17 protein-coding genes are annotated in these 23,564 nt (G+C 62.4%); 2 read left to right on the top strand and 15 right to left on the bottom strand.

Annotation, left to right across the window (positions count from 1 at the left end; genetic code table 11):
- Positions 1–266 precede the first annotated feature (266 nt).
- Both C2L65_RS01975 and C2L65_RS01970 read right to left on the bottom strand, forming a co-directional pair.
- Positions 267–1,526: an IS256 family transposase gene (locus C2L65_RS01975; RefSeq protein WP_103254504.1), complete on the bottom strand. Its 1,260-nt coding sequence runs from the start codon at positions 1,524–1,526 to the stop codon at positions 267–269.
- A 698-nt stretch (positions 1,527–2,224) separates the two neighbouring features.
- Entirely contained in the window at positions 2,225–4,108 is a 1,884-nt protein-coding gene (locus tag C2L65_RS01970; RefSeq protein WP_042315331.1) for an ABCB family ABC transporter ATP-binding protein/permease, read from the bottom strand.
- 267 nt (positions 4,109–4,375) lie between these two features.
- Here C2L65_RS01970 and C2L65_RS01965 point away from each other — a divergent pair, with 267 nt between their 5' ends.
- Entirely contained in the window at positions 4,376–4,771 is a 396-nt protein-coding gene (locus tag C2L65_RS01965) for an acyl-CoA thioesterase (protein WP_007579793.1), read from the top strand.
- A gap of 73 nt (positions 4,772–4,844) precedes the next feature.
- Here the strand turns inward: C2L65_RS01965 and C2L65_RS01960 are convergent, their stop codons facing one another.
- Positions 4,845–7,967: a sensor domain-containing protein gene (locus C2L65_RS01960; RefSeq protein ID WP_042315329.1), complete on the bottom strand. Its 3,123-nt coding sequence runs from the start codon at positions 7,965–7,967 to the stop codon at positions 4,845–4,847.
- A gap of 197 nt (positions 7,968–8,164) precedes the next feature.
- A complete protein-coding gene (locus tag C2L65_RS01955) occupies positions 8,165–8,641 on the bottom strand; it encodes a nitrate reductase associated protein (RefSeq protein ID WP_042315328.1) in 477 nt (158 codons plus the stop codon).
- Positions 8,642–8,756: 115 nt separating this feature from the next.
- On the opposite strand from C2L65_RS01955, the gene fdhD reads away from it, so the two are divergent.
- Positions 8,757–9,578, top strand: coding sequence for a formate dehydrogenase accessory sulfurtransferase FdhD (gene fdhD, locus C2L65_RS01950; RefSeq protein WP_042315327.1), 822 nt, complete (start codon positions 8,757–8,759; stop codon positions 9,576–9,578).
- Between the two features lie 21 nt (positions 9,579–9,599).
- Here fdhD and C2L65_RS01945 read toward each other — a convergent pair whose 3' ends face one another.
- From C2L65_RS01945 to C2L65_RS01895, 11 genes are all read right to left on the bottom strand, one after another.
- Positions 9,600–10,364: an enoyl-CoA hydratase gene (locus tag C2L65_RS01945; RefSeq protein WP_042315326.1), complete on the bottom strand. Its 765-nt coding sequence runs from the start codon at positions 10,362–10,364 to the stop codon at positions 9,600–9,602.
- An 821-nt stretch (positions 10,365–11,185) separates the two neighbouring features.
- Positions 11,186–12,385, bottom strand: coding sequence for an acetyl-CoA C-acyltransferase (locus C2L65_RS01940; RefSeq protein WP_042315320.1), 1,200 nt, complete (start codon positions 12,383–12,385; stop codon positions 11,186–11,188).
- A gap of 206 nt (positions 12,386–12,591) precedes the next feature.
- Positions 12,592–15,027, bottom strand: coding sequence for a 3-hydroxyacyl-CoA dehydrogenase/enoyl-CoA hydratase family protein (locus C2L65_RS01935; protein ID WP_042315318.1), 2,436 nt, complete (start codon positions 15,025–15,027; stop codon positions 12,592–12,594).
- A 127-nt stretch (positions 15,028–15,154) separates the two neighbouring features.
- Positions 15,155–16,942: an acyl-CoA dehydrogenase C-terminal domain-containing protein gene (locus C2L65_RS01930; RefSeq protein ID WP_042315316.1), complete on the bottom strand. Its 1,788-nt coding sequence runs from the start codon at positions 16,940–16,942 to the stop codon at positions 15,155–15,157.
- 94 nt (positions 16,943–17,036) lie between these two features.
- Entirely contained in the window at positions 17,037–17,642 is a 606-nt protein-coding gene (locus tag C2L65_RS01925) for a TetR/AcrR family transcriptional regulator (RefSeq protein ID WP_042315315.1), read from the bottom strand.
- Between the two features lie 239 nt (positions 17,643–17,881).
- Positions 17,882–19,144, bottom strand: a complete 1,263-nt coding sequence (gene clsB, locus C2L65_RS01920; protein WP_042315314.1) for a cardiolipin synthase ClsB — start codon at positions 19,142–19,144, stop codon at positions 17,882–17,884.
- The gene (nudB, locus tag C2L65_RS01915) at positions 19,141–19,617 is read right to left on the bottom strand and encodes a dihydroneopterin triphosphate diphosphatase (RefSeq protein ID WP_042315323.1); all 477 of its coding nucleotides are present in this window, start codon (positions 19,615–19,617) and stop codon (positions 19,141–19,143) included. Before nudB ends, clsB begins: the two co-directional genes overlap by 4 nt.
- 173 nt (positions 19,618–19,790) lie before the next feature.
- Positions 19,791–21,590, bottom strand: a complete 1,800-nt coding sequence (aspS, locus tag C2L65_RS01910) for an aspartate--tRNA ligase (RefSeq protein WP_042315313.1) — start codon at positions 21,588–21,590, stop codon at positions 19,791–19,793.
- A 72-nt stretch (positions 21,591–21,662) separates the two neighbouring features.
- A complete protein-coding gene (locus C2L65_RS01905; protein WP_042315311.1) occupies positions 21,663–22,319 on the bottom strand; it encodes a DUF502 domain-containing protein in 657 nt (218 codons plus the stop codon).
- A 67-nt stretch (positions 22,320–22,386) separates the two neighbouring features.
- Positions 22,387–22,746 (bottom strand): FmdB family zinc ribbon protein, encoded by a 360-nt coding sequence (locus C2L65_RS01900; RefSeq protein ID WP_042315310.1) that lies wholly within the window; start codon positions 22,744–22,746, stop codon positions 22,387–22,389.
- A 155-nt stretch (positions 22,747–22,901) separates the two neighbouring features.
- The gene (locus C2L65_RS01895) at positions 22,902–23,561 is read right to left on the bottom strand and encodes a class I SAM-dependent methyltransferase (RefSeq protein ID WP_042315308.1); all 660 of its coding nucleotides are present in this window, start codon (positions 23,559–23,561) and stop codon (positions 22,902–22,904) included.
- Positions 23,562–23,564 lie beyond the last annotated feature (3 nt).

Below are 23,564 nucleotides of genomic sequence, written 5' to 3'. Positions count from 1 at the left end.
GTGGTTTGCTTGTCTTTGTTCTGGCATCCGGGTGGCTGGGTTTGCTGCGCAAGCGGTTTGATGTTTTTGGCTTTTCGCTGGCATCCGCGATTCGTTAGCGTGCTTCAAGCGTCGCCCCTGTGCGGGGCGGCACCTACTTTTCTTTGCCGCCGCAAAGAAAAGTAGGCAAAAGAAAGCGGCTCACACCGCCAAATTCTGGGAGTGTCTGAATTTTTGTGTGCAAGGCAGATAAAAGCCTGCCATCTGGCAGGCTCGTCAATTGCATTCTACAAATGATTCCTTGTGAAGCGATCCTCGTAGAGGATCGCGAACTGGTTCATCGCGGCTTTCCAGTCATGCGCGGCACGGCTCCAGTCAGCCGTGATATTGCGCAAGGCCAGCCATAGCAGTTTGGTCGCGGCCTCGTCCGTCGGGAAGTGCCCACCCGTCTTGACGATCTTGCGTAGCCGGGCATTGACACTTTCGATGGCATTGGTCGTGTAGATCACCTTGCGAACCGCTGGCGGAAACGCGAAGAAGGGGATCACGCGATCCCAGGCCCGACGCCAGGCGGCCACCACCGTCGGGAATTTCTGGCCCCACTCACCCTGTTCGAACGCATCCAGTTCGGTCTGCGCAGCTTCAGCGCCCGTTGCCGAATAGATCGGCTTGAGGGCAGCAGCCAGCCCCCGCCGGTCTTTCCAGCTCGCGTAGTCCAGCGAGTGGCGGATCAGGTGCACGATGCACGTCTGGAGCGTGGTGGCCGGAAACACCGCGCCCAGTGCTTCAGGCATGCCCTTCAGTCCATCGGTGACTGCGATCAGGATGTCCTGCACGCCACGCACCTTCAGGTCGCTGAATACCTTCATCCAGAACTTCGCGCCTTCCGTGTTCTCGATCCACAGCCCCAGGATGTCCCGTGTGCCGTCCGGCAGGATGCCCAGCGCCAGATAGATCGCCTTGTTGCGCACCATCCCTTCCTCGCGGATCTTGACGCGTAGCGCGTCAAAGAACACTACCGGGTACATCGGCTCGAGCGGACGCGCCTGCCAGATACTCACCTCGTCCATCACGGCATCGGTCACCGAACTGATGAATTCCGGCGATACATCGGTACCGTACTGCTCGGCCAGAAACCCCTGGATCTCGCGCACTGTCATGCCACGGGCGTACATCGCGATGATCTTGTCGTCAAAGCCGGTAAAACGCCGTTCGTGCTTCGGAATCAGGATCGGCGCAAAGCTGCCGTCGCGGTCACGGGGAATCTCCAGGCGTAGCGGACCGTCGTCGGTCAGCACTGTCTTGCCGCTCTTGCCGTTGCGCTGGTTGGTCGCATCTTCTGGCCGCACGGCACCCGCCGGATAGCCCAGATGGTGTCCAAGTTCGGCGCCCAGCGCCCGCTCGATCAGCGCCTTCTTGAACGCCGCCGAAGCGGCATGCACCGCTTCGGCCGTCATCGGCCCCTTCACGAACTGGTCGATTAGTTCCTTCGGAATGGACGGCAACGCTGTCTGCGCTTCGGTGGTCGTCTTGGGTTTGCGTGGCATACATGCTCCTTGAGCTACATGTTATGCCTTGAACACAAAATCTATGACAGCCCCCCAATTCTTGTTCTTATCCACGGGCCCCCAACGTCCCCACGCCTCACACGGCAGCGTTCCTGTTTGCGTGCGTTGCCAACGCTCTAAGTGAGCGCCTCACCCGCTTCGAATACCCGTACACGGGCTAGCGACAGCGAATGGTTTGCGCCGCCCAGGTGGCAAACTGTGTGTAGGTTGTCGCGTCGTACACGTTAGCGCTCTTACAGGGTGGGACGCATGCGCAATCGGTCCGAAGTGACGAGTGCGAAGCACAGGAAGCCTACACACAGTTTGCCACATGGGCGGCGGTGGACTGTCTGGCGCGGCATACTGGATTGTGGGTGCGTGAAGCGGGTGAGGCGCTGGTTCAGTGCGCTGGCAACGTGCGTGGGTCACGTGATTGCCGTGTGAAGTGTAAGACCCTGTGGGGGCCCTCAGGCAGGGAGAAGAACTGGCGGTGTTAGCCGCTTTCTTTTGCCTACTTTTCTTTGCGGCGGCAAAGAAAAGTAGGTGCCGCCCCGCACAGGGGCGACGCGTGAAGCAGGCTAACAAAGCGCGGATGTCAGCGAAAAGACAAAAACATCAAACCGCTTGCGCAGCAAACCCAGCCACCCGGATGCCAGCGAAAACACAAGCAAACCACCCAGCGTCGCAGACAAAAAAACTCACTCCCCATCCGTAGGCAAATCCAAAACCTCTTCCGCGTGCGCAGCACGCTCCTGCTGCAAGGCCCACATCTGCGCAAACAACCCACCAACGAGAATCAGTTCAGCAAAAGTCCCGCGCTCGACGATGCGCCCCTTATCCATCACGATAATCTGCTCCGCATGCACAACCGTCGACAGCCGATGCGCAATAATCAAAGTCGTCCGCTCGCGAGCAATCAAATCCAACTCGTGCTGAATAGCACGCTCCGACCGCGAATCAAGCGCTGAAGTCGCTTCATCGAACAGCAGCACAGGCGGATTCTTCAGCACGGTCCGCGCAATCGCAACGCGCTGCTTCTCACCACCAGAAAGCTTCAGCCCACGTTCGCCGACCGGCGTGTCATACCCCTTGGGCAAGCTCTCGATGAACTCATGAATATGCGCCGCGCGCGCCGCCGCGATCACTTCGTCGCGCGTCGCCGAAGGCCGGCCATACGCGATGTTGTAGTAGATCGTGTCGTTGAACAGCACAGTATCCTGCGGCACGATGCCGATCGACGCCCGCAACGAATCCTGCGTCACATCGCGAATATCCTGCCCGTCGATGCGAATCGCACCGCCCGTCGCGCGATCCAGATCGTAGAAGCGAAACAGCAGCCGCGCGAGCGTCGATTTGCCCGAGCCGCTATGGCCAACCACCGCCGTGGTCGTGCCCGCAGCAATCGTGAAACTCACGTCATGCAGAATCGGACGCGCCGGCTCGTAGGCGAAGTTCACATGCTCGAAGCTCACCTGCGCACCACTCACGACGAGCGGCAACGCATCGGGCGCATCGGGCACTTCGCGCGCCGCGCCAAGCAGCGTGAACATCCGGTCCATATCCGTGAGACTCTGCTTCAGCTCGCGATACACGACGCCAAGAAAATTCAGCGGAATATACAGCTGCAACATGAACGTGTTGATCAGCACGAGATCGCCGAGCGTGAGCCGCCCTGCCATCACGCCTTGCGTCGCACGCCACAGGATGAACACGAGCCCAGTACCGATGATCGCCTGCTGCCCGAAGTTCAGCGCCGACAGCGAGTTCTGCGACTTGATCGCCGCTGCGCGATAGCGCTTCAGGTTCTCGTCGTAACGCTGCGCTTCCCACTCTTCATTGTTGAAGTACTTGACCGTCTCGTAGTTCAGCAGCGAATCGATCGCGCGCGAGTTCGCCTTCGAATCGAGCTCGTTCATCGTGCGGCGAAAGTGCGTGCGCCACTCGGTCACCTTCACCGTGAACGTGATGTACGCAGCCAGCGCGATGAACGTGACGATCGCGTAGTACGCCTCGTATTTGACGACGAAGAAGCCGAGCACGAGACCGACTTCGACGAGCGTCGGCAGAATGCTGTAGAGCGAGTACGAAATCAGTTGCGTGATGCCGCGCGTGCCGCGTTCGATATCGCGCGACATGCCGCCCGTTTGCCGCTCCAGATGAAAACGCAGCGACAGCGCATGCAGATGCCGGAACACTTTCAGCGCCAGTTGACGCACCGCGCTTTCCGTCACCTTCGAGAAGAGAATTTCGCGCAGCTCAGTGAAAAGCGACGTCGACAACCGCACGACGGCATACGCGACCACCAGCAGCCCCACGCCGCCCAGCAGCACGATGCCCGGCGCGTTCGTCGCGCGGCCGAGCGCCGTCAGGTGCTGCACGGAAGCAAGACCGTCGACGATCCGCTTCATCACGATCGGCACGCCAAGATTGGCAACCTTCGCGCCGATCAGGCAGCTGAGCGCGAACACCACGCGCCATTTGTAGGTCGCAAGGTACGGCAACAGCGAGACGATGGTTTGCCAGTCGTTGCGCGGCAGATTCGAAATCGGCGACGGTTCGGACGAAGCGGAAGAGCGACGCATGGTTCTATTGTGGGGAAAGGCTGCACGCTTGACGCGTGACTCGTGGGGAATGTGACGGGCAAGTGCGTTCGACGAACAAAACGGCATCCCGAACGCGACACGCCAGCAATAAGTGCCAACGTGCGCTTTCCCGTACAATTCCTGATCTAGCAACATTGTCGCAGAAGCCGGCTGGCGCCGCTTTCGCCGCGCTGACACTGGTCTTCCGGTCATGCCGTCGTCGCGAGCGCCATCCCTGTCGACCCAACTGAATTCATGGATGCCCCGATGACCCAGACTCTCAACCTCCCGCAGAAACCGTGCGCGCTGCGCGTCGTCCCGCAACCGTCGGATGCGAACGTCCATGGCGATGTGTTCGGCGGCTGGATCATGGCGCAAGTCGATATCGCCGGCTCGATTCCCGCAAGCCGACGCGCGAATGGCCGCGTTGCGACCATCGCCGTCAATTCGTTCGTGTTCAAGCAGCCGGTATTCGTCGGCGATCTGCTGAGCTTTTACGCGGATATCGTGAAGACGGGCAACACGTCGGTCACGGTCGCCGTCGAGGTCTACGCGCAGCGCATGAGCCTCTCGGAAGAAACCGTGAAGGTGACGGAAGCGACCCTCACCTATGTCGCGACGGACAGCGACCGCCGCCCGCGCGCGCTGCCTGAACTGGACTGAGTTGCCGGATCGAATCCGGCGTGCCGCGCCCACACAGCGCGCGGCCTTCGATCCGCCCGTGAAAGCCTGACGATCAGGCGTTCGCCGCGATCATCGCCGCGTTCTCGGCGCCCCGCTGCAGCATGCCGGGAATCGCATCGTGCGGCAGCGGCTTCGCGAAGAAATAGCCCTGCATCTCGTCGCACGCGCGCTCCTTGAGGAAGTCGAGCTGCGTCGACGTCTCCACGCCTTCCGCAATCACCTGCAGATTCAGCGAGTGCGCGAGCGCGATGATCGCGGACGTGATCGTCTCGTCGTCCGACGATTCACCGATATCCGACACGAACGACCTGTCGATCTTCAACCGGTCCACCGGGAAACGCTTCAGATAGCTGAGGCTCGAATACCCCGTGCCGAAGTCGTCGATCGCAAGACCGATGCCGAGCGCGTGCAGTTCGTTGAGCATCGACACGGCCTCTTCCGCGTTGCGCATGATGGTGCTCTCGGTCAGCTCCAGCTCAAGATACTGCGGATCGAGCCCGGTTTCCTCCAGCACCTGCATCACGAGTTTCGCGATATCGCGCTGCTGGAACTGCCGCGCCGACAGGTTCACCGACACGCGCGCGGGCGGCAAGCCTTCGTCCTGCCACGCCTTGTTCTGACGGCACGCCTCGCGCAGCACCCATTCCGACAGCGGCCCGATCAGCCCGCTTTCCTCGGCGACGGGAATGAACTGCGACGGCGGAATCAGCCCGACTTCCGGGTCGCTCCAGCGCACCAGCGCTTCCATGCCGACCACCTGCCCCGTTTCGATATCGACCTGCGGCTGGTAGTGCAACAGGAACTCGTTGTCGCGCAGCGCGCGGCGCAGACGCCGCTCCAGGTTCAGCCGCGCGCCCGCCGACACGTTCATCTCCGGCTGATAGAACTGGAACGTGTTGCGGCCCATGTCCTTCGCGCGGTACATCGCGAGGTCGGCCTTCTTCATCAGCGTTTCGGCGTCGTCGCCGTCCTGCGGGAACAGGCTCGCGCCCATGCTGCAGCCGACATACAACTCCGTGCCGTCGAGCCACACTGGCTCCGAAATCGACGCGCGCACGCGTTCCATCCAGGCGATCAGCGACTGCTCGTCGACGGTATCCGTCATCACGATCACGAACTCGTCGCCGCCATGACGCGCGACCGTGTCGCTGGCCCGCGCGCAGCGCGCGAGACGGTCCGCCACCACCGACAGCAGCCGGTCGCCGACGCTATGGCCGAGGCTGTCATTGACATTCTTGAAGCCGTCGAGATCGATGAACACGACGGCCACGCCTTTGTGATGCCGCTGCGCGACGATCAGCGCATGCTGCAGCCGGTCGCGCAGCAGATTGCGGTTCGGCAGGCGCGTGAGGCTGTCGTAGTTCGCCTGATATTCGAGCTGTTCCTGATACCGGATCAGCGCCGTCACGTCGTTGATGACGGCGATGTGGTGCGTGGTCTGGCCGTCAGCGTCGGGCACGGGCGCGATATACAGCTGATTCCAGAACAGCGCGCCGTCCTTGCGGTAATTGCGTAGCACCGCGCTCACTTCGCGGTTCGCCGCGAGCGACTGGCGGATCGCCGCGATGCCTTCCTGATCGCGGTCGTCGCGCTGCAACAGGCGGCAGTCCTGGCCGATCACTTCCTGCGGATCGTAGCCCGTGATGCGCTTGAACGCCGGGTTCACGTACTCGATCAGATTGCCTTCCTTCGAAGGCGCCGTAATCAGGATCGCGTTGACGCTCGCATCGAGCGCGCGGCTTTGCAGGCGCAGCGCGAGGTCCGCCCGCTTGCGCTCGGTGATGTCGGTGTACGAGCCGAGCACGCCGATCACGCGGCCGTCGCTGTCGGTGAACGGCAGCTTGCTGGTCACCGTCGTGCGATGCACACCGTCGATCACCATGTCGGTTTCGTAGTTCATCTTCGGCACGCCGGAGGCCATCACCTCGGTATCCTGGCGGCTAAGCTCGTCGGCGAATGCGCGCCACGGCATGTCTTCGTCGCGCTTGCCGATCACCTGCTCCGGGTAGGCGAGGCCCGCGTCGCGCGCGAACGCCATGTTGCAGCCCAGATAGCGCAGCTCCTTGTCCTTCCAGAAAATGCGCTGCGGGATGTTGTCGATTACCGTTTCCAGCATCTGGTTCGAACGCTGCGCTTCGGCTTCGGCGTTGATCTGCTCGGTGACGTCGTCGGCGAGCACGAACAGCGCGGGCCGGCCCATGAAGGTCATCGCGTGATACGAAATGTCGGCGCTGATCTGCGAGCCGTCCTTGCGCCGGTGATGCCAGATGCCCGCCATCGTGCGCGGGCCGCCCGGCGCCACGTCGCTGCGCTGCAAGTGCGATTCGAGTCGCGCAACCTCCGTGTGCGGGCGGATCGCGCGCACGGTCATCGCCAGAAATTCGCTCTCCGAGTAGCCGTATTGCTGCACGGCCGCCGTGTTGACGGCGAGAAAGCGCAGCGTGTCGCGGTCGAAAATGTACATCGGCACGGGATGCTGCTCGAACAGCCCGCGAAAGCGCTCGTCGTGCCGATGCAGCGCCTTCGCGATGCGCAGTTTTTCGCGCGCGACATTTTCCCGCGCGCCGAAGGTGTAGATCAGCAGCCCGCTGCCCGCGAGCATCGTCACGATCAGGAACAGCATCGCGTAGCGAGAGTCGCGCATCGATGCGTCGAGTGCCGCTTTCAGCGAGAGGTCTTCCTGCGCGCGTAACTGGTCCATCCGCGCTTCGAGCCCGTCGACTTCCATGCCGAGGCGCGTATAAGTCTGCGCGGCCCATGCGCGCGAGCCGTCCTGTTCCGGCGCGGTGGTTTTGGCGAGCGCGAGTGCGATGTCCTGCTGAAGCCGCGTGCCATCGGAAGTGAGCTGCGCGAGCGCACTACCGACGTTCGGCTGGTTCGCCAGTTGCTCGTGCAGCGCCCTGTCGATCTTCGCGAGCGACGCGGACATGGCGGGCACCGCATTGGCGGTCGCGGGCTCGGCCGTTGCCTCATAGCGACCGAGCATGTCGAGGCCGTCCTCGAGCGTCGCGCGATAGGCTTCCAGATTCTGGCGGATAGCCGTCGAGCGGACCGTGCGCGCATCGGCGTCGCGCTGTCCGCAAATCTGCGTGTACGCGACGAAGGCGTTCGCGCCGACCGCCGCGGCGACGACCGCGAGATTGATCAGCAGCCGCTTCGATAGAAAAGAGATCATAGGTTCCGAACGTCGTTCGATCCTGCAGGCGGGGGCGCGCGGGAAGCCAGTCAGATGCGCGGTCACTCACATAGGGCACGCACGGACGACGCGGACGAACGAGCGCAGCCGGGCGCAGCGCTTTACGCGCCAACCTTTGGATAACGGCAGCGATCGGAAGAGATTGAGGGTAAAAACGAAAAAATCTTGCGCCAGATTCAGCTGGCGAGGCCAAATTCCTTCATTGCCGGCAGGAAATCATGGTTGCTCGCCGTCTTGCGCGACAGTTTGGCGAGCACATAGCGCTGAAACGGCTCGAGCCGCCCCCACTGCGCCGCGCTCGGCGCAGGGAGATTCGCGAGTTGCGCCTGATTCAGAACGGTATCCGGCACGACTGCAGTGTCGCGCCATGCCGGGTTATCCTCAGGCGTGAACCATTCGGGCTCGATATTCGCGTGCGTGCGCATCATCTCGAAGAGGGCGTGATCGAAGTTCGGCTCGATCGCGGTGTCGTCCTCGACGGGAAAGCGCGCCAGCAACACGCGGTCTTCGTGTGGCAGCATCTGCCATTGTTCGAGCGAGATCCGCAGCCCGAAACGGTCGAGATTGAATCGGACGACCATCGGAATGAATTTCAGATTCTCCGAAGATTCAACCTCGAAGTTGAACAGCAGGGGCGCATCATTGAGTCCCATGACAGATTCCTCTTGTTCGGCGGGCAACGCGCTATGCCGGTCTGAGGTATTTTAGAACCATATTGGCGGCGCGGCGGCCCTAAGCCGGGTCGCGCATTCGTGCAGGAGTCAGCAGGTGAACGAACTGGAAACGGGCGAACAACCGGGCATCGTCGAGCAGGCGGTGCGCCGGCACCGTGGCGGCACGGTCGAGAGCGTCGCCGATCATGTCGGCCAGGAGTGGCCCGTTGCGCTCGTCTTCAACGGCATTTCACACGCGGTGATGATGTGTACGCCGCGCGACCTGGAAGAGTTCGCGGTGGGTTTCGCGATTTCGGAAGGGATTGTCGAGCGCGGCGCGCACATTCAGGACATCGAGGTTGAGTTCCGCGACGGCAAATTGCCGCATGCGGAGGTGCAATTGACCGTCGTGCAGCAGGCGTTCGTCGCGTTGAAGGAAAAGCGGCGCGCGCTGTCCGGGCGGACGGGTTGCGGCGTGTGCGGAATCGAGAGCATTGATCTGCTCGATCTGGCGCCGGAGCGCGTGCCCGACACTGGCTTTCTGCAGCGTCTCGCGCCGGATGCCATTGCTCGCGCCGCGAAGGAACTGCCCGCTCACCAGGCGCTCACGAAGATGACGGGCGGCCTGCACGCCGCCGCGTGGTGCGACGCGACGGGCGCGATCCAGTATGCGTTCGAGGACGTGGGCCGTCACAACGCGCTCGACAAGCTGATCGGGCGGCTGTCGCTGGATCGCGTCGATACGAAGGAAGGCTTCGTCTTTCTGTCGAGCCGCGCGAGCTACGAGCTGGTGCGCAAGGCGGCGCGCGTGGATATTCCGATGGTCGCGACGATCTCGGCGCCGTCGTCGCTGGCAATTACGATTGCGCGTGAGGCGGGGGTGCGGTTAGTGAGCTTCTGTCGCGAAGCGGGCTACGTCGATTACGACACTGTCTGACGCGGCCGCCTCGTTTCCCGTTTAGCTGAACTGGCGGAAGTCCGGTTTGCGCTTCTCGAAGAATGCCTTGAACGCTTCCTTCGCTTCGGGCGCGAGCAGCATCTTGGCGAAATGCACGGCTTCGTCGGTCATTTGGGTCTGGATTTCGTGCTGCGCGGCGCGTTTCATGAGCTGCTTGGTGACGCGCAGCGATGACGCGGGCAAGGCGGCCAGCTTTTGCGCTTGCTGCAGTGCGAATGCGTCGACTTCGGCCGCGGGCAGGATCCGGTTCACGAAGCCCATGCGTTGCGCTTCTTTGGCGTCGAACGGTTCGCCGAGCATCAGCTTTTCCGCCGCCCCCTGATAGCCCGCGACGCGTTGCAGCAGCAGCGACGATGCGGCTTCCGGGCACAGGCCGAGTTGCGCGAATGGCAGCGAGAAGGTCGCTGTGTCGGCGGCGTAGACGAGGTCGCAATGCAGCAGCAGCGTTGTGCCGATGCCTACGGCCGCGCCGGCTACCGATGCCACTAGCGGTTTTTCCGCTGAGCTGATCGCGCGCAGGAACTGGAAGACCGGCGCGTCTTCGCTGACGGGCGGCTGCTTCATGAAGTCTTCGAGATCGTTGCCGGCGCTGAAGATTCCCGCGCTACCGCGGATGAGCACCGCGCGGGTGGCCGGGTCTTGTTGCGCTTCGACCAGCGCGTCGGCCATCGTTTGGTACATCGCTGCAGTGATCGCGTTTTTCTTTTCCGGGCGAGCGAAGGCGATTGTTAGCACGTCGTGCGTGCGGGTGATTTCGATGTCCATTTGTCACTCCTCCATGTTGGTGCTTTTGCGGTGCGTTTTGGCCTTTGCGCTGGCATCCGCGTATTGCCTTCGTGCTTCATGCGTCGCCCCTGTGCGGGGCGGCACCTACTTTTCTTTGCCGCCGCAAAGAAAAGTAGGCAAAAGAAAGCGGCTAAAACCGCCAATCCTTGTTCCCGCCTGAGGGCCCCCAACCGGTCCCTCACTTCACACGGCAACTTTCCTGTTTGCGTTCGTTGCCAACGCTCCAATCCAGCGCATCACCCACTTCACTCACCCGCGTCACAGCATGCCGCACCAGATATTCCACGGCCGCCCAGGTGGCAAACTGTGTGTAGGTCCCAGGTGCTCCGCACGCCTCACTCCGGACGATAGGGCAAGCGTCCCACCCTGTAAGAGCGCCGAGTTATACGCCGCGACAACCTACACACAGTTTGCTACCTGGGCGGCACATACCATTCGCCGCCGCTAACACGTGTACGGGTGTGTGAAGTGGGTGAGGCGTTCATTCAAAGCGTTGGCAACGAACATAAGTCACGTGATTGCCGTGTGAAGCGTAAGAACCTTTGGGGGCCCTCAGGCAAACACTAGAACTGGCGGTGTTAGCCGCTTTCTTTTGCCTACTTTTCTTTGCGGCGGCAAAGAAAAGTAGGTGCCGCCCCGCACAGGGGCGACGCTTGAAGCACGCTAACGAATCGCGGATGCCAGCGCAAACACCCAAAAACCAAACAGCTTTGCGCAGCAAACACCGTATCGCGAATGCCAGCGAAACCAAATGCGAACCGCTATCACACCAGCGGCCCGCAAGCAAAACCCCACCCCACTCAAACCCGCTCAATAATCCCAGCCGCACCCATCCCGGTGCCCACACACATTGTGACCATCCCGTACTTCAAATTCCGCCGCCGCAGGCCATGCACAACGGTAGCAGCACGAATCGCCCCAGTCGCCCCCAGCGGGTGCCCCAACGCAATAGCCCCACCCAGCGGATTAATCTTCGAAGCATCGAGCCCAAGATCGTTGATAACAGCCAGAGACTGCGCAGCAAAAGCCTCATTCAACTCGATCCAGTCGATATCGTCCTGCTTGAGCCCTGCGGCCTTCAGCGCCGCCGGAATCGCTTCCTTCGGCCCGATACCCATAATCTCCGGCGGCACACCGCGAACCGCGAAGCTGACAAACCTGGCCAACGGCGTCAGATTGAACTGCTTGAGAATCTTCTCCGACACCACGATCAACGCGCCCGCCCCATCCGAAGTCTGCGAACTATTGCCCGCCGTCACCGAACCCTTGTTCGCAAACACCGTGCGCAACTTCGCAAGCCCTTCCATCGACGTATCCGCGCGCGGACCTTCATCAAGCCTCACCTCGCGCGTCTTCACCTTCACTTCACCCATCGCAAGATCGGGAAAGCGCTCGGTGATCGTGTAGGCCGCGATCTCGTCGTCGAACTCGCCCGCCTGCTGCGCAGCAACCGCCTTGCGATGCGACTCGACCGAAAACTGATCCTGCTGCTCGCGGCTCACCTTCCAGCGCTCCGCAACCTTCTCGGCCGTCAGGCCCATGCCGTACGCAATGCCCACATCTTCATTGCGATCGAAAATATGCGGCGACAGCGACGGCTTGTTGCCCATCATCGGCACCATGCTCATCGATTCGCATCCGCCCGCGATCAGCACGTCCGATTCGCCGACGCGAATGCGATCCGCCGCCATCGCGAGCGCCGTCACGCCCGATGCGCAGAAGCGGTTCACCGTCACGCCGCCGACCGTATTCGGCAAGCCGGCGAGCAACGCGCCCATGCGTGCCACGTTCAAACCCTGTTCGGCTTCCGGAATCGCGCAGCCGACAATCGCGTCTTCGATCAGCGATGTGTCGAGGCCGGGCACCTGCGCGACGGCCGAGCGGATCGCATGCACCAGCAGTTCGTCCGGGCGCGTGTTCCTGAACATTCCGCGCGGTGCCTTGCCGATCGGCGTGCGGCTCGCGGCGACGATATATGCGTCCTGCAATTGCTTGGTCATTTTTGAGGTTCTCCTGTCGACCAGAGTTGGCGCTTTAGCGCCTTACTCTGGTCCCACGCCACGTCGAACAGAGTTAGCGCTTTAGCGCTTACTCTGATCCCTTGGTGAGTCGACCAGAGTTGGCGCTTTAGCGCCTTACTCTGGTCCCATGCCATGTCGAACAGAGTTAGCACTTCATCGCTTACTCTGGTCCTATGGGGAATCGATCAGTTGCGCACCGGCTTGCCCGTCTGCAGCATGCCCATGATCCGTTCCTGCGTCTTCTGCGTGCCGAGCAACTCGACAAACGCGCGACGCTCCAGCGCCAGCAGCCATTCTTCATCGACGAGACTGCCCGCCTCGACGTCGCCGCCGCACACCGCTTCCGCGATGCGGCTCGCGATCAGGTAATCGTGCTCACTAATGAAGCGGCCATCGCGCATGTTGACGAGCGACGCCTTGATAGTCGAAATCGCCGAACGTCCGGCAACAGGCACCTGCGTCACGCGCAGCGGCGGACGATAGCCCGCGGCGGCCAGCGCGCGCGCTTCTTTCTTCGCGGTATCAAGCAGTTCGAAGACGTTGAAGACGATCGTGTCCGACGGCTTCAGGTAGCCCATCGCGCGGGCTTCGAGCGCCGAACCGGAGACCTTCGCCATCGCTGCGTTCTCGAACGACTTCTGCAGGAACTTGAGCAGATCATTGGTCGCGCCGACTTGCGTCGCGGCCTCAGCCGCGCGCAATGCCGCTTCCTTCAGACCGCCGCCCGCCGGCACGAGACCGACGCCCACTTCGACCAGACCGATATAGCTCTCGACATGCGCAACGCGCTTCGCGCTATGCAGCACCAGCTCGCACCCGCCGCCGAGCGCGATGCCCGACACGGCCGCGACCACGGGCACGTTCGAGTACTTCACGCGCAGCATGCCCTGCTGGAACTTCTTCACGAACGGCTCGATGCCCTTCGCGCCGCCCATCATGAACGCGGGCATCGCCTCTTCGAGATTCGCGCCTGCAGAGAACGGGCCGCCCGGCGCGCCGAGTTTCAGCGACGTCGGTTGCCAGATCACGACGGCCTTGTAGTCCTTCTCGGCGACGTCGATCGCCTGCGTGATGCCGTCGATCACCGACGGTCCGATCGTGTTCAGCTTGCTCTTGAACGACACGATCAACACGTCGTTCTCGCCCGCGCGATCATCAACCCATGCGCGCACGGCATCCGTCTCGAACACGGTCTTGCCGTACGTCTTCGGATCGGCACCCGTTTCACCTGCGAGCGGCGCGCGGAACACCTGCCTGTCGTACACGGACAGCGACGAGCGCGGCACGAAGCGCTTTTCAGCCGGCGACCACGAGCCTTCGTTCGTATGCACGCCGCCCTTTTCGGCGACAGCACCTTCCAGCACCCACACGGGCAGCGGAGCGTTCGACAACGCCTTGCCTGCCGCGATGTCTTCCTGCACCCACTCGGCGATCTGCTTCCAGCCCGCCGTCTGCCAGCCCTCGAACGGACCTTCGTTCCAGCCGAAGCCCCAGCGGATCGCGAGATCGACGTCGCGCGCGTTGTCGGCGATCGACTCCAGATGCACACCGATGTAATGGAACACGTCGCGGAAGATTGCCCACAGGAACTGCGCCTGCGGGTGTTCGGATTCGCGCAGCAGCTTCAGACGCTCGGCGGGCGGGCGCTTGAGAATGCGGCCAACCAGTTCGTCCGCCTTCGCGCCGCCATCGACATAGCTGCCCGACTTCGCGTCGAGCACCTTGATCGCCTTGCCTTCTTTCTTGTAGAAGCCCGCGCCCGTCTTCTGCCCGAGCGCGCCCTGCTTCACCAGCGCGGCGAGCACGGCAGGCGTTTCATACACCGGGAAGAACGGGTCGTCGGCGAGGTTGTCCTGCATCGTCTTGATGACGTGCGCCATCGTGTCGAGACCGACCACGTCCGCCGTGCGGAACGTCGCCGACTTCGCGCGGCCGAGGCGGCTGCCCGTCAGATCGTCGACTTCATCGAAGCGCAGGCCGAACTTCTCGGCTTCCTTGATGACCGCGAGAATCGAGAAAATACCGACGCGGTTCGCGATGAAGTTCGGCGTGTCCTTCGCGCGCACCACGCCCTTGCCGACGACGCTCGTCAGGAACGTTTCGAGTTGATCCAGGATTTCCGGGCGCGTCGCCGTGGTCGGGATTAGCTCGACCAGATGCATGTAGCGCGGCGGGTTGAAGAAGTGTACGCCGCAAAAGCGCGCCTTCAGTTCGTCGGAGAAACCGTTCGACAGTTCAGTGATCGACAGGCCCGACGTGTTGCTCGCGAAGATCGCGTTCGGGCCGATATGCGGCGAGACCTTCTTGTAGAGATCGTGCTTCCAGTCCATGCGCTCGGCGATCGCTTCGATCACCACGTCGCATTCGGCAAGTTTCGCGATGTCGTCGTCGTAGTTGGCGGGCTGGATGTATTGCGCGTCGTCCTTCACGCCGAACGGCGCGGGCGACAGCTTCTTCAGGTTTTCGATCGCCTTCAGTGCGATGCCGTTCTTCGGGCCTTCCTTGGCTGGCAGGTCGAACAGCAGCACGGGCACCTTCGCGTTGATCAGGTGCGCAGCGATCTGCGCGCCCATCACGCCGGCGCCGAGTACGGCGACCTTGCGAATGATCAGATTGCTCACGTCGTTCCTCCGGGGCGTTATGCGGTGTCGCGAGTCACCGCGCGCGGGCTTCGATGGGCGGCGCGCGGCGTATGTGTGTGGGTGTGGCGGCGGCGCATGACCTGTCGTGCGCCGCCTCGCGATGGCTTTAGAACAGCGCTTCGTCGACATCCATCAACGTCTTCGAGCCGGCCCGCGCGGCGCGGATCGTCGAGGCCGTTTCGGGCAACAGCTTCGCGAAGTAGAAGCGCGCGGTGGCGAGCTTCGACTTGTAGAACGGATCGCCTGATGCTTCGTTGTCGAGCGCGATGCGTGCCATGCGGGCCCAGAAGTACGAGAACACCAGATGGCCGACCGTGCGCAGGTACGGCACGGCCGCGGCGCCGACTTCGTCCGGGTTCTGCATGGCCTTCATGCCGATTTCCATCGTCAGCTTCTGCACCTTGTCGCCGATATCCGCGAGCGGATTGACGAACTCCTGCATCTCCGGCTTGATGCCCTCTTCCTCGACGAAGTCCGTCACCAGCTTGCCGAACTTCTTGAGCTTCGCGCCCATGTCACCGAGCACCTTGCGGCCCAGCAGATCGAGCGACTGAATCGAGTTCGTGCCTTCGTAGATCATGTTGATGCGCGCGTCGCGCACGTATTGCTCCATGCCCCACTCGGTGATGAAGCCGTGGCCACCGTAGATCTGCATGCCCATGTTCGTGCCTTCGAACGCGTTGTCCGTCAGGAAGGCCTTGATGACGGGCGTCAGCAGCGCGACGAGGTCAGCGGCGTCCTTGCGCACGGATTCGTCGGCGTGTGACAGCTCCTTGTCGATGTTCAGCGCAGCCCAGTACGTGAACGCGCGCGCGCCTTCCGCGTAGGCCTTCTGCGTGAGCAGCATGCGGCGCACGTCGGGATGCACGATGATCGGATCGGCGGCTTTCTCAGGCGCTTTCGGACCCGTCAGCGAGCGCATCTGCAAACGCTCTTTCGCATAGACGAGCGAGTTCTGGTACGCAATTTCCGTCAGCCCCAGACCTTGCATGCCGACACCCAGGCGAGCCGCGTTCATCATCACGAACATCGCGTTGAGGCCCTTGTTCGGCTCGCCGACCAGCCAGCCCTTCGCGCTGTCGAGATTGATCACGCACGTCGCGTTGCCGTGGATGCCCATCTTGTGTTCGATCGAACCGCACTTCGCGCCGTTGCGCTCGCCGGGGTTGCCGCTTGCGTCGGGAATGAACTTCGGCACGACGAACAGCGAAATGCCCTTCGTGCCTTGCGGCGCATCCGGCAGTCTAGCCAGCACGAGGTGAACGATGTTCTCGGCGAGATCGTGCTCGCCGCTGGAAATGAAAATCTTAGTGCCGCTGATCGCGTACGAGCCGTCGCTATTCGGCTCGGCCTTCGTGCGCAGGATGCCGAGGTCGGTGCCGCAATGCGGCTCGGTCAGGCACATCGTGCCCGTCCATTCGCCCGACACCAGCTTCGGCAGATAAGCCTGCTGCAGCTCCGGCGTGCCGTGCGCGTGCAGGCACTCGTAGGCGCCGTGCGACAGGCCGGGGTACATCGCCCAGGCCTGGTTCGCCGAGTTCATCATTTCGTACATCGCGTTGTTGACGAACGCGGGCAGGCCCTGGCCGCCGAAGTCAGGATCGCAGCCGAGCGCGGGCCAGCCCGCCTCGACATACTGCCGGTACGCTTCCTTGAAGCCCTTCGGCGTGGTGACGACGCCATCGCCTTCGTATTTGCAGCCTTCCTGGTCGCCGCTCTGGTTCAGCGGGAACAGCACTTCCGAGCAGAACTTGCCGGCTTCCTCGAGCACCTGGTTGATCGTGTCGGCATCGAGATCAGCGTGCTTCGGCATCTGTTTGATCTCGGCTTCGACGTTCAGCAGCTCGTGCAATACGAATTGCATGTCGCGCAACGGCGCGGCGTACTGTCCCATGAGTCTCTCCAATCAATCCAAAGGTGTTGGCTCGAGCTCCGCCGCCAGTCTCCCCGCCGTCTGGATCCATCCGATGAGGACCCAACCAGCCTCGCTAGCGGCTTGCGCTCTCGCTCTGATACGAAACAATCAGTTTTTCCAGCGCGGCCCACGTCAAACGCACGGCATCGGGCAGATGCAGGAAGCGTGCGTCATGATGCAGGCCGAGCGTGAAGCTATACAGTTCGAAAAGCATCAGTTGCGGATCGGTGTCCACACGCAGATGCCCTTCTTCCATTGCCTGCGAAATGGCTCGCGTAAGCGCCGCGCGCCACATCGTGACGCTCGCGACCAGTTGCTCGCGCACCGCGCTTTCCGCGCGATCGTCATACTCGACCGCGCCGCTGATGTAGATGCACCCAGTCGTCACTTCCTGGATGCGCTTCTCGATCCAGCGCGAGATCATCGCGCGCAAGCGCGGCAAGCCTCGGGGCTCGCGCAGACTCGGGAAAAACACCTCGTCCTCGAAACGACGGTGATATTCGCGCACCACTTCGACCTGCAGGTCTTCGCGCGACCCGAAATGCGCGAACACTCCGCTCTTGCTCATCTGCATGCGCTCGGCAAGCAGACCGATCGTCAGACCTTCCAGTCCGTCGCGGCTTGCCAGATCGAGTGCTGCATCGAGAATCGCGGCTCGCGTTTGTTCGCCTTTTCGCATAGCTGTGTACCGTCTGATTTGATCGAAAGAAAAATCGAACGGTCGTACCATTATTGTGGGCGACCGTCCGAGAGACAAGGACTTTATTAGAAACGGGTTTCTAACACGTTCTGATTTTCCGTCATTCGCCTATAAGAGGATGCGGAATTTTTAGAATCATTTGCCAGAACTGATCTGAGTTGTCTCCGATTATTGATTATTATGAATAGGCTTTTGTCTGCCTTTTTCTGTATCGCCTCTTAATCGTAGCCGCCCACTGTCAGCAGCTTCATCGCGAGCCGGTAAGTGTTGTACGCAAACCAGTTCAGCAGACGCTCGCCGGCGGGACGCGCCGCATAGTGTTTTTCGTCGATGCGACGCCCCTCGTCGAACGCGGCGACGATCGCGGTGCGCAGCTGGTCGATCTCCGGATGCAGCACGAGCACGACGTTCGCCTCGTTGTTCAGCATCAGGCTCAACGCGTCGAGATTCGACGAGCCGACCGTGCCCCAGTTCGAATCGACCACGGCGACCTTGCCGTGCAGCATGGTCTTTTCGTATTCGGCGATCTTCACGCCCGCCTTCAACAACGTGCGGTACAGGAACGGCACCGCGTAATCGAGCATCGCGAATTCCTTCCTGCCGATCACGAGACGCACGTCGACGCCGCGTTGCGCCGCGTAGATCAGCGCGCGCCGCAGCTTGCGTCCGGGCATGAAGTACGGATTGGCGAGCAGCACTTCGGAGCGCGCCTGGCCGATCGCAGTGAGATACGCCCTTTCGATCGCGCGGCGGTTGACGAAGTTGTCGCGTGCGACGAACGCGACGCACGGCTCGGCCATCGCGCGCATGTCGGCCGTTCGGGTGCTGCGGCGCACGCGCACGAAGCGTTCAGTCGCGGCCTGCGGCGTCGCCCCACCGACGGGCGGCGGCACGAGCGCCGGACGATGGCCGATGCGGATGCGCTCCCACTGCACGTCGAACGCTTCGAGCACGTCGGCCACGACGGGGCCTTCCAGCTCGACGGCGAAGTCCCAGCGCGCGTAAGGCAAACGCGTGCCGTTCTGATCGTAGTCGTCGACGACATTGATGCCGCCGCAATACCCGAATTGGTCGTCGACGACGGCGAGCTTGCGGTGCGTGCGCGAGAAGCCGAACCGCCCGAAGATATGCGGGTTGTAGATGCGATGCTCGATACCCGCCGCCTGCCAGTCGTTGAACATCGGCAGGCGCTCGGTGCCGACACCGTCGGTGATCACGCGCACGCGCACGCCGCGCGTGGCGGCGCGGATCAGCGCGTCGGACACGGGACGGCCGGAGGCGTCGTCGCAAAAGATGTAGGTTTCCAGCGCGACGTTGCTTTTCGCTGCGTCGATCCGTTCGATCAACGCGGCAAAGTACGTCTCGCCCGCCGTGAACAGGCGCACCGAGTTGCCGGAACAAAAGCGATACCTGGACCAGTAACGCCGGCCGGGCAAATGCTGTGTCAGCCGGTCGAAGCGACGGCCGTCGCCGCCGCTCATCGGCAACGCTCCTTCACGCGTTGCGGCAGTTGCAGGATCGCGTCGCGGTTGGACCACGAGAAGCAGCGCTCGGCTGCCTCTTGCCAGGGCAGCCACAGATGCGCGGTGTGCTCGAGCGGCGCAAGCGTCACTTCGAGACGCTGTGGCACCTGCAGGCTGAACCAGTGCTCGGTGTTGTGCGTGACGCCGTCCGCATAACGGTGACGCCAGGTCGGGAAGATTTCGAAGTCGATATGGTGATGCCAGTCTACGAGCGCCTCACGCGGCACGACCTCGCCGCCAATCACGATGCCCGTCTCTTCTGCGACTTCGCGGATAGCCGTCTGCGCGATCGGTTCGTCGGTGTGGTCCTTCGAACCCGTCACGGATTGCCAGAACGCCTCCCGGTCGGCTCGTTCGATGAGCAGCACGTCGAGATCGGGCGTATGAATGACGACGAGTACGGATTCCGGAATCTTCGGCGGTTTCGGCATGGTGATAAAGCGGTGCGCGGTTTTGCTGACTGAACCGCGCGATTGCATGTCGGACGGCAGAGCTTACAACGACTGTAACGCAAAAAGCGAAAAAGGCGCATAACGCGCCTTTTTCACTAGTCGTTTCGCGGCACGTCGTTGTTTTAACGACGCAACCGCGCAAACGGTCACATTTACGCTTTCTGCTCGGGCTGACGCAGGCGGATGTGCAGTTCCTTCAACTGACGCTCGTCGACTTCGCTCGGCGCCTGCGTGAGCAGATCCTGCGCGCGCTGCGTCTTCGGGAACGCGATCACGTCACGGATCGAGTCTGCGCCCGCCATCATCGTGACGATGCGGTCCAGACCGAACGCGATGCCGCCGTGCGGCGGCGCGCCGTACTGCAGCGCGTCCAGCAGGAAGCCGAACTTCAGACGCGCTTCTTCGGCACCGATCTTCAGCGCTCGGAACACCTTGCTCTGCACGTCTTCCTGGAAGATCCGCACCGAGCCGCCGCCGATTTCCCAGCCGTTCAGCACGATGTCGTAGGCCTTTGCGAGGCAACGGCCCGGGTCCGTTTCCAGATACTCGAGGTGCTCGTCCTTCGGGCTCGTGAACGGGTGGTGCGCAGCGACGTAGCGGTTTTCTTCTTCGTCGTATTCGAACATCGGGAAATCGACGACCCACAGCGGCTTCCAGCCCTTCTCGACCAGACCGTTGGCCTTGCCGAACTCCGAATGACCGATCTTCAGACGCAGCGCGCCGAGGCTGTCGTTGACGACCTTCGCACGATCCGCCGCGAAGAAAATGATGTCGCCGTCCTGCGCACCCGTGCGCTCGATGATCGCCGCGATGGCCGCATCGTGCAGGTTCTTGACGATCGGGCTTTGCAGGCCGTCACGGCCCTTCGCCACTTCGTTGATCTTGATCCACGCCAAGCCCTTCGCGCCGTAGATGCGCACGAATTCCGTGTAGCTGTCGATGTCGCCACGCGACAGCTCGCTGCCCTTCGGCACGCGCAGCGCCGCGACGCGGCCGTCCTTCGTGTTCGCGGGCGTGCTGAACACCTTGAAGTCGACGTCCTTCATCGCGTCCGTCAGTTCGGTGAACTCGAGCTTGACGCGCAGGTCCGGCTTGTCCGAACCAAAACGGCGCATGGCTTCCGAATACGGCATCACGGCGAACTTCGCGTCGAGGTCGACACCGATCGTTTCCTTGAACACGTGGCGCGTCATGTCTTCGAACAGGTCACGGATTTCCTGCTCGCCCAGGAACGACGTTTCACAGTCGATCTGCGTGAATTCCGGCTGACGGTCGGCGCGCAGGTCTTCGTCGCGGAAGCACTTGACGATCTGGTAGTAACGGTCGAAGTTCGCGACCATCAGCAGCTGCTTGAAGAGCTGCGGCGATTGCGGCAACGCGAAGAACTGGCCAGCGTTCACACGCGACGGCACGAGGTAGTCGCGCGCGCCTTCCGGCGTGCTCTTGGTCAGCATCGGCGTTTCGATGTCGATGAAGCCGCGCGAATCCAGGTACTTGCGCACTTCCATCGTCACACGATAACGCAGGCGCAGGTTGTGCTGCATCTGCGGACGGCGCAGGTCCAGCACGCGGTGCGTGAGGCGCGTGGTTTCCGACAGGTTGTCGTCGTCGAGCTGGAACGGCGGCGTGACCGACGCGTTCAGCACGTTCAGTTCGTGGCACAGCACTTCGATCTTGCCGCTCGTCAGGCTGGCGTTGGTCGTGCCTTCCGGACGGTTGCGCACGACGCCCTTCACCTGGACGCAGAATTCATTGCGTACGCCTTCGGCTGTCTTGAACATCTCAGCGCGATCCGGGTCGCAGACGACCTGAACGAGGCCTTCGCGATCGCGCAGGTCGATGAAGATAACGCCGCCATGGTCGCGGCGCCGGCTCACCCAGCCGCACAGCGACACGGTTTGACCCAGCAGGTGTTCGGTCACCAGACCGCAGTATTCAGATCTCATCGACATGATGTTTGTCTTTCGTTTTGCATTGGTTGAACGGCGCGCGCCGCACCGTGTGACGGGCGGCGCAAGCCGGCATTACAGCGGTGGCTCGACAGGCGTGCGGCGCTCCGGCGCCGGCTGATTCGCGGGCGGAGCAACGACGCCCATCGAGACGATGTACTTGAGTGCGGCGTCGACGGTCATGTCGAGCTCGATCACTTCGCTTTTCGGCACCATCAGGAAGAAGCCGGACGTCGGGTTCGGCGTGGTCGGCACATAGACGCTGACGTGCTCTTCCTTGAGATGGTTGACGACGTCGCCGCCGGGGATGCCCGTCAGGAACCCGATGGTGTAGGACCCTTTGCGCGGGTATTCGATCAGCAGCGCCTTGCGGAACGCATTACCGCTCGACGACAGCAGCGTGTCGGACACCTGCTTGACACTGGTGTAGATCGGGCCGACGACGGGAATGCGCGCGACGATCAGCTCCCACCAGCCGACGAGCTTCTGCCCAACGAAGTTCTGCGTCAATAGACCGACGACAAAAATGAAAGCGAGCGTCAATACGGCGCCGAGACCCGGCAGGCGGAAGCCGAGCGCCCGCTCCGGCTGCCACGAACGGGGCAGCAGCAGCAGCGTTTGATCCATCGTGCCGATGATCAGGCCGAGCACCCACAGCGTGATGGCAAGAGGCACCAGCACCAGCAGGCCAGTCAGGAACACCGATTTGAGCGTCGTCTTTTTCGTCGTCATGTATACCGCCAGAAATCCGCGCGACTGCGTTGCGCGGCGTCTACGTCACCTCACGGTGGCGAAACTGCTAGGTGCCCGAGCTGCTCGCGGGAGCGGGCGCCGCTGCCGGTGTCGGCGCGGCAGCCGGCGTAGTCGCGGAAGCTGCGCTGTCGGACGAACCCGTCGCCTCCGGCTTGCTCTCCGTTTTGGACGCCGACGCGTCCGGGGCGTTGCTGGCTGCGCCGCCCGACTTGTTGCCCGAATTGCCGCCGCGGAAGTCCGTGACGTACCAGCCCGAACCCTTCAGCTGGAAGCCGGCGGCGGTGACCTGTTTGCGGAAAGCATCGGTTCCGCACTCCGGGCATTGCGTCAACGGGGCGTCGCTCATTTTCTGGAGCACGTCCTTCGCGAAGCCGCATGACTCGCAACGATAAGCGTAGATCGGCATGACCTTGTCCCTACTGAAAACTCTTTGAACGCTTGCAAAGCCTTGAATTATAGCCGCAAACAATGGCACGCCCCGGAATTCGGGGTGGAACGGCCGACGCAGCCGCCACTCCTTAGATGAGGTCGGCGGAGTCGGGAATCAAGCCCTTGCCGCGTCTATGCACCGCGCCGACGCAAGGTCAGCCAGCGCTCGCGTCCGGCGAAGACGGGGATCGAGTCGGCGACGGGTTCGTCTTCCAGCAACTCGAAATGGGCCGACAGCAGCGCGTCGAGTTCGGCCCGCTCGATGATGAATGGCGGGCCTTTTGGCGAGCCGGTCGGCGTGCCTTTAGGCAAGCCCTCGCCGATGAAAAAGAAGCCAGCGAGCAATCCGCCCGCGGGCAAGAGTTCAGCCATGCGCACCAGCCAGTCCGTGCGCCGCGACGGCGGCAACGCGCACAAGAACGCCCGCTCGTAGATCCAGCCCGGCTCGAATGGCGGCGTGTACGTGAAGAAGTCCGCCTGTTCGACAAGGCTCGCATGCGCGCCTAACTGAGCGCGCGCGGCTTCGACGGCATGGGCCGCAAAGTCGATCGCCCGAAGCGTCCAGCCTTTTTCGGCGAGCCACCACGCTTCGTACGCGCTGCCGCAGCCGGGAATGAGCACCGGCATCGGCGCGTGCCGGTCGACGAACGCCTTGAACGCCGACGGCACGCCCGCCTGATCCCACGGCGTGAAGCCGCGTTCGAAGCGCTCGTCCCAGAAGCCGGGCGCGTTTGGATCGCGGCTTTCGAATGCCGGCGGCGCGGGAGAAAGATTCGGCTTGGGATCGCTCATCGG

Origin of the sequence: Paraburkholderia terrae (genome assembly GCF_002902925.1) — a bacterium.
GTDB lineage: Bacteria > Pseudomonadota > Gammaproteobacteria > Burkholderiales > Burkholderiaceae > Paraburkholderia > Paraburkholderia terrae.
The sequence above is the reverse complement of the archived record's forward strand: the minus strand, read 5'-3'. Positions and strand labels throughout refer to the sequence as shown.

What these genes read in the sequence shown, in the direction of transcription:
- C2L65_RS01975 (WP_103254504.1), bottom strand. Translation starts at nt 1,526, where the DNA reads ATGCCACGCAAACCCAAGACGACCACCGAAGCGCAGACAGCGTTGCCG.
- C2L65_RS01970 (WP_042315331.1), bottom strand. Translation starts at nt 4,108, where the DNA reads ATGCGTCGCTCTTCCGCTTCGTCCGAACCGTCGCCGATTTCGAATCTG.
- C2L65_RS01965 (WP_007579793.1), top strand. Translation starts at nt 4,376, where the DNA reads ATGACCCAGACTCTCAACCTCCCGCAGAAACCGTGCGCGCTGCGCGTC.
- C2L65_RS01960 (WP_042315329.1), bottom strand. Translation starts at nt 7,967, where the DNA reads ATGATCTCTTTTCTATCGAAGCGGCTGCTGATCAATCTCGCGGTCGTC.
- C2L65_RS01955 (WP_042315328.1), bottom strand. Translation starts at nt 8,641, where the DNA reads ATGGGACTCAATGATGCGCCCCTGCTGTTCAACTTCGAGGTTGAATCT.
- C2L65_RS01945 (WP_042315326.1), bottom strand. Translation starts at nt 10,364, where the DNA reads ATGGACATCGAAATCACCCGCACGCACGACGTGCTAACAATCGCCTTC.
- C2L65_RS01940 (WP_042315320.1), bottom strand. Translation starts at nt 12,385, where the DNA reads ATGACCAAGCAATTGCAGGACGCATATATCGTCGCCGCGAGCCGCACG.
- C2L65_RS01930 (WP_042315316.1), bottom strand. Translation starts at nt 16,942, where the DNA reads ATGGGACAGTACGCCGCGCCGTTGCGCGACATGCAATTCGTATTGCAC.
- C2L65_RS01925 (WP_042315315.1), bottom strand. Translation starts at nt 17,642, where the DNA reads ATGCGAAAAGGCGAACAAACGCGAGCCGCGATTCTCGATGCAGCACTC.
- clsB (WP_042315314.1), bottom strand. Translation starts at nt 19,144, where the DNA reads ATGAGCGGCGGCGACGGCCGTCGCTTCGACCGGCTGACACAGCATTTG.
- nudB (WP_042315323.1), bottom strand. Translation starts at nt 19,617, where the DNA reads ATGCCGAAACCGCCGAAGATTCCGGAATCCGTACTCGTCGTCATTCAT.
- aspS (WP_042315313.1), bottom strand. Translation starts at nt 21,590, where the DNA reads ATGTCGATGAGATCTGAATACTGCGGTCTGGTGACCGAACACCTGCTG.
- C2L65_RS01905 (WP_042315311.1), bottom strand. Translation starts at nt 22,319, where the DNA reads ATGACGACGAAAAAGACGACGCTCAAATCGGTGTTCCTGACTGGCCTG.
- C2L65_RS01900 (WP_042315310.1), bottom strand. Translation starts at nt 22,746, where the DNA reads ATGCCGATCTACGCTTATCGTTGCGAGTCATGCGGCTTCGCGAAGGAC.
- C2L65_RS01895 (WP_042315308.1), bottom strand. Translation starts at nt 23,561, where the DNA reads ATGAGCGATCCCAAGCCGAATCTTTCTCCCGCGCCGCCGGCATTCGAA.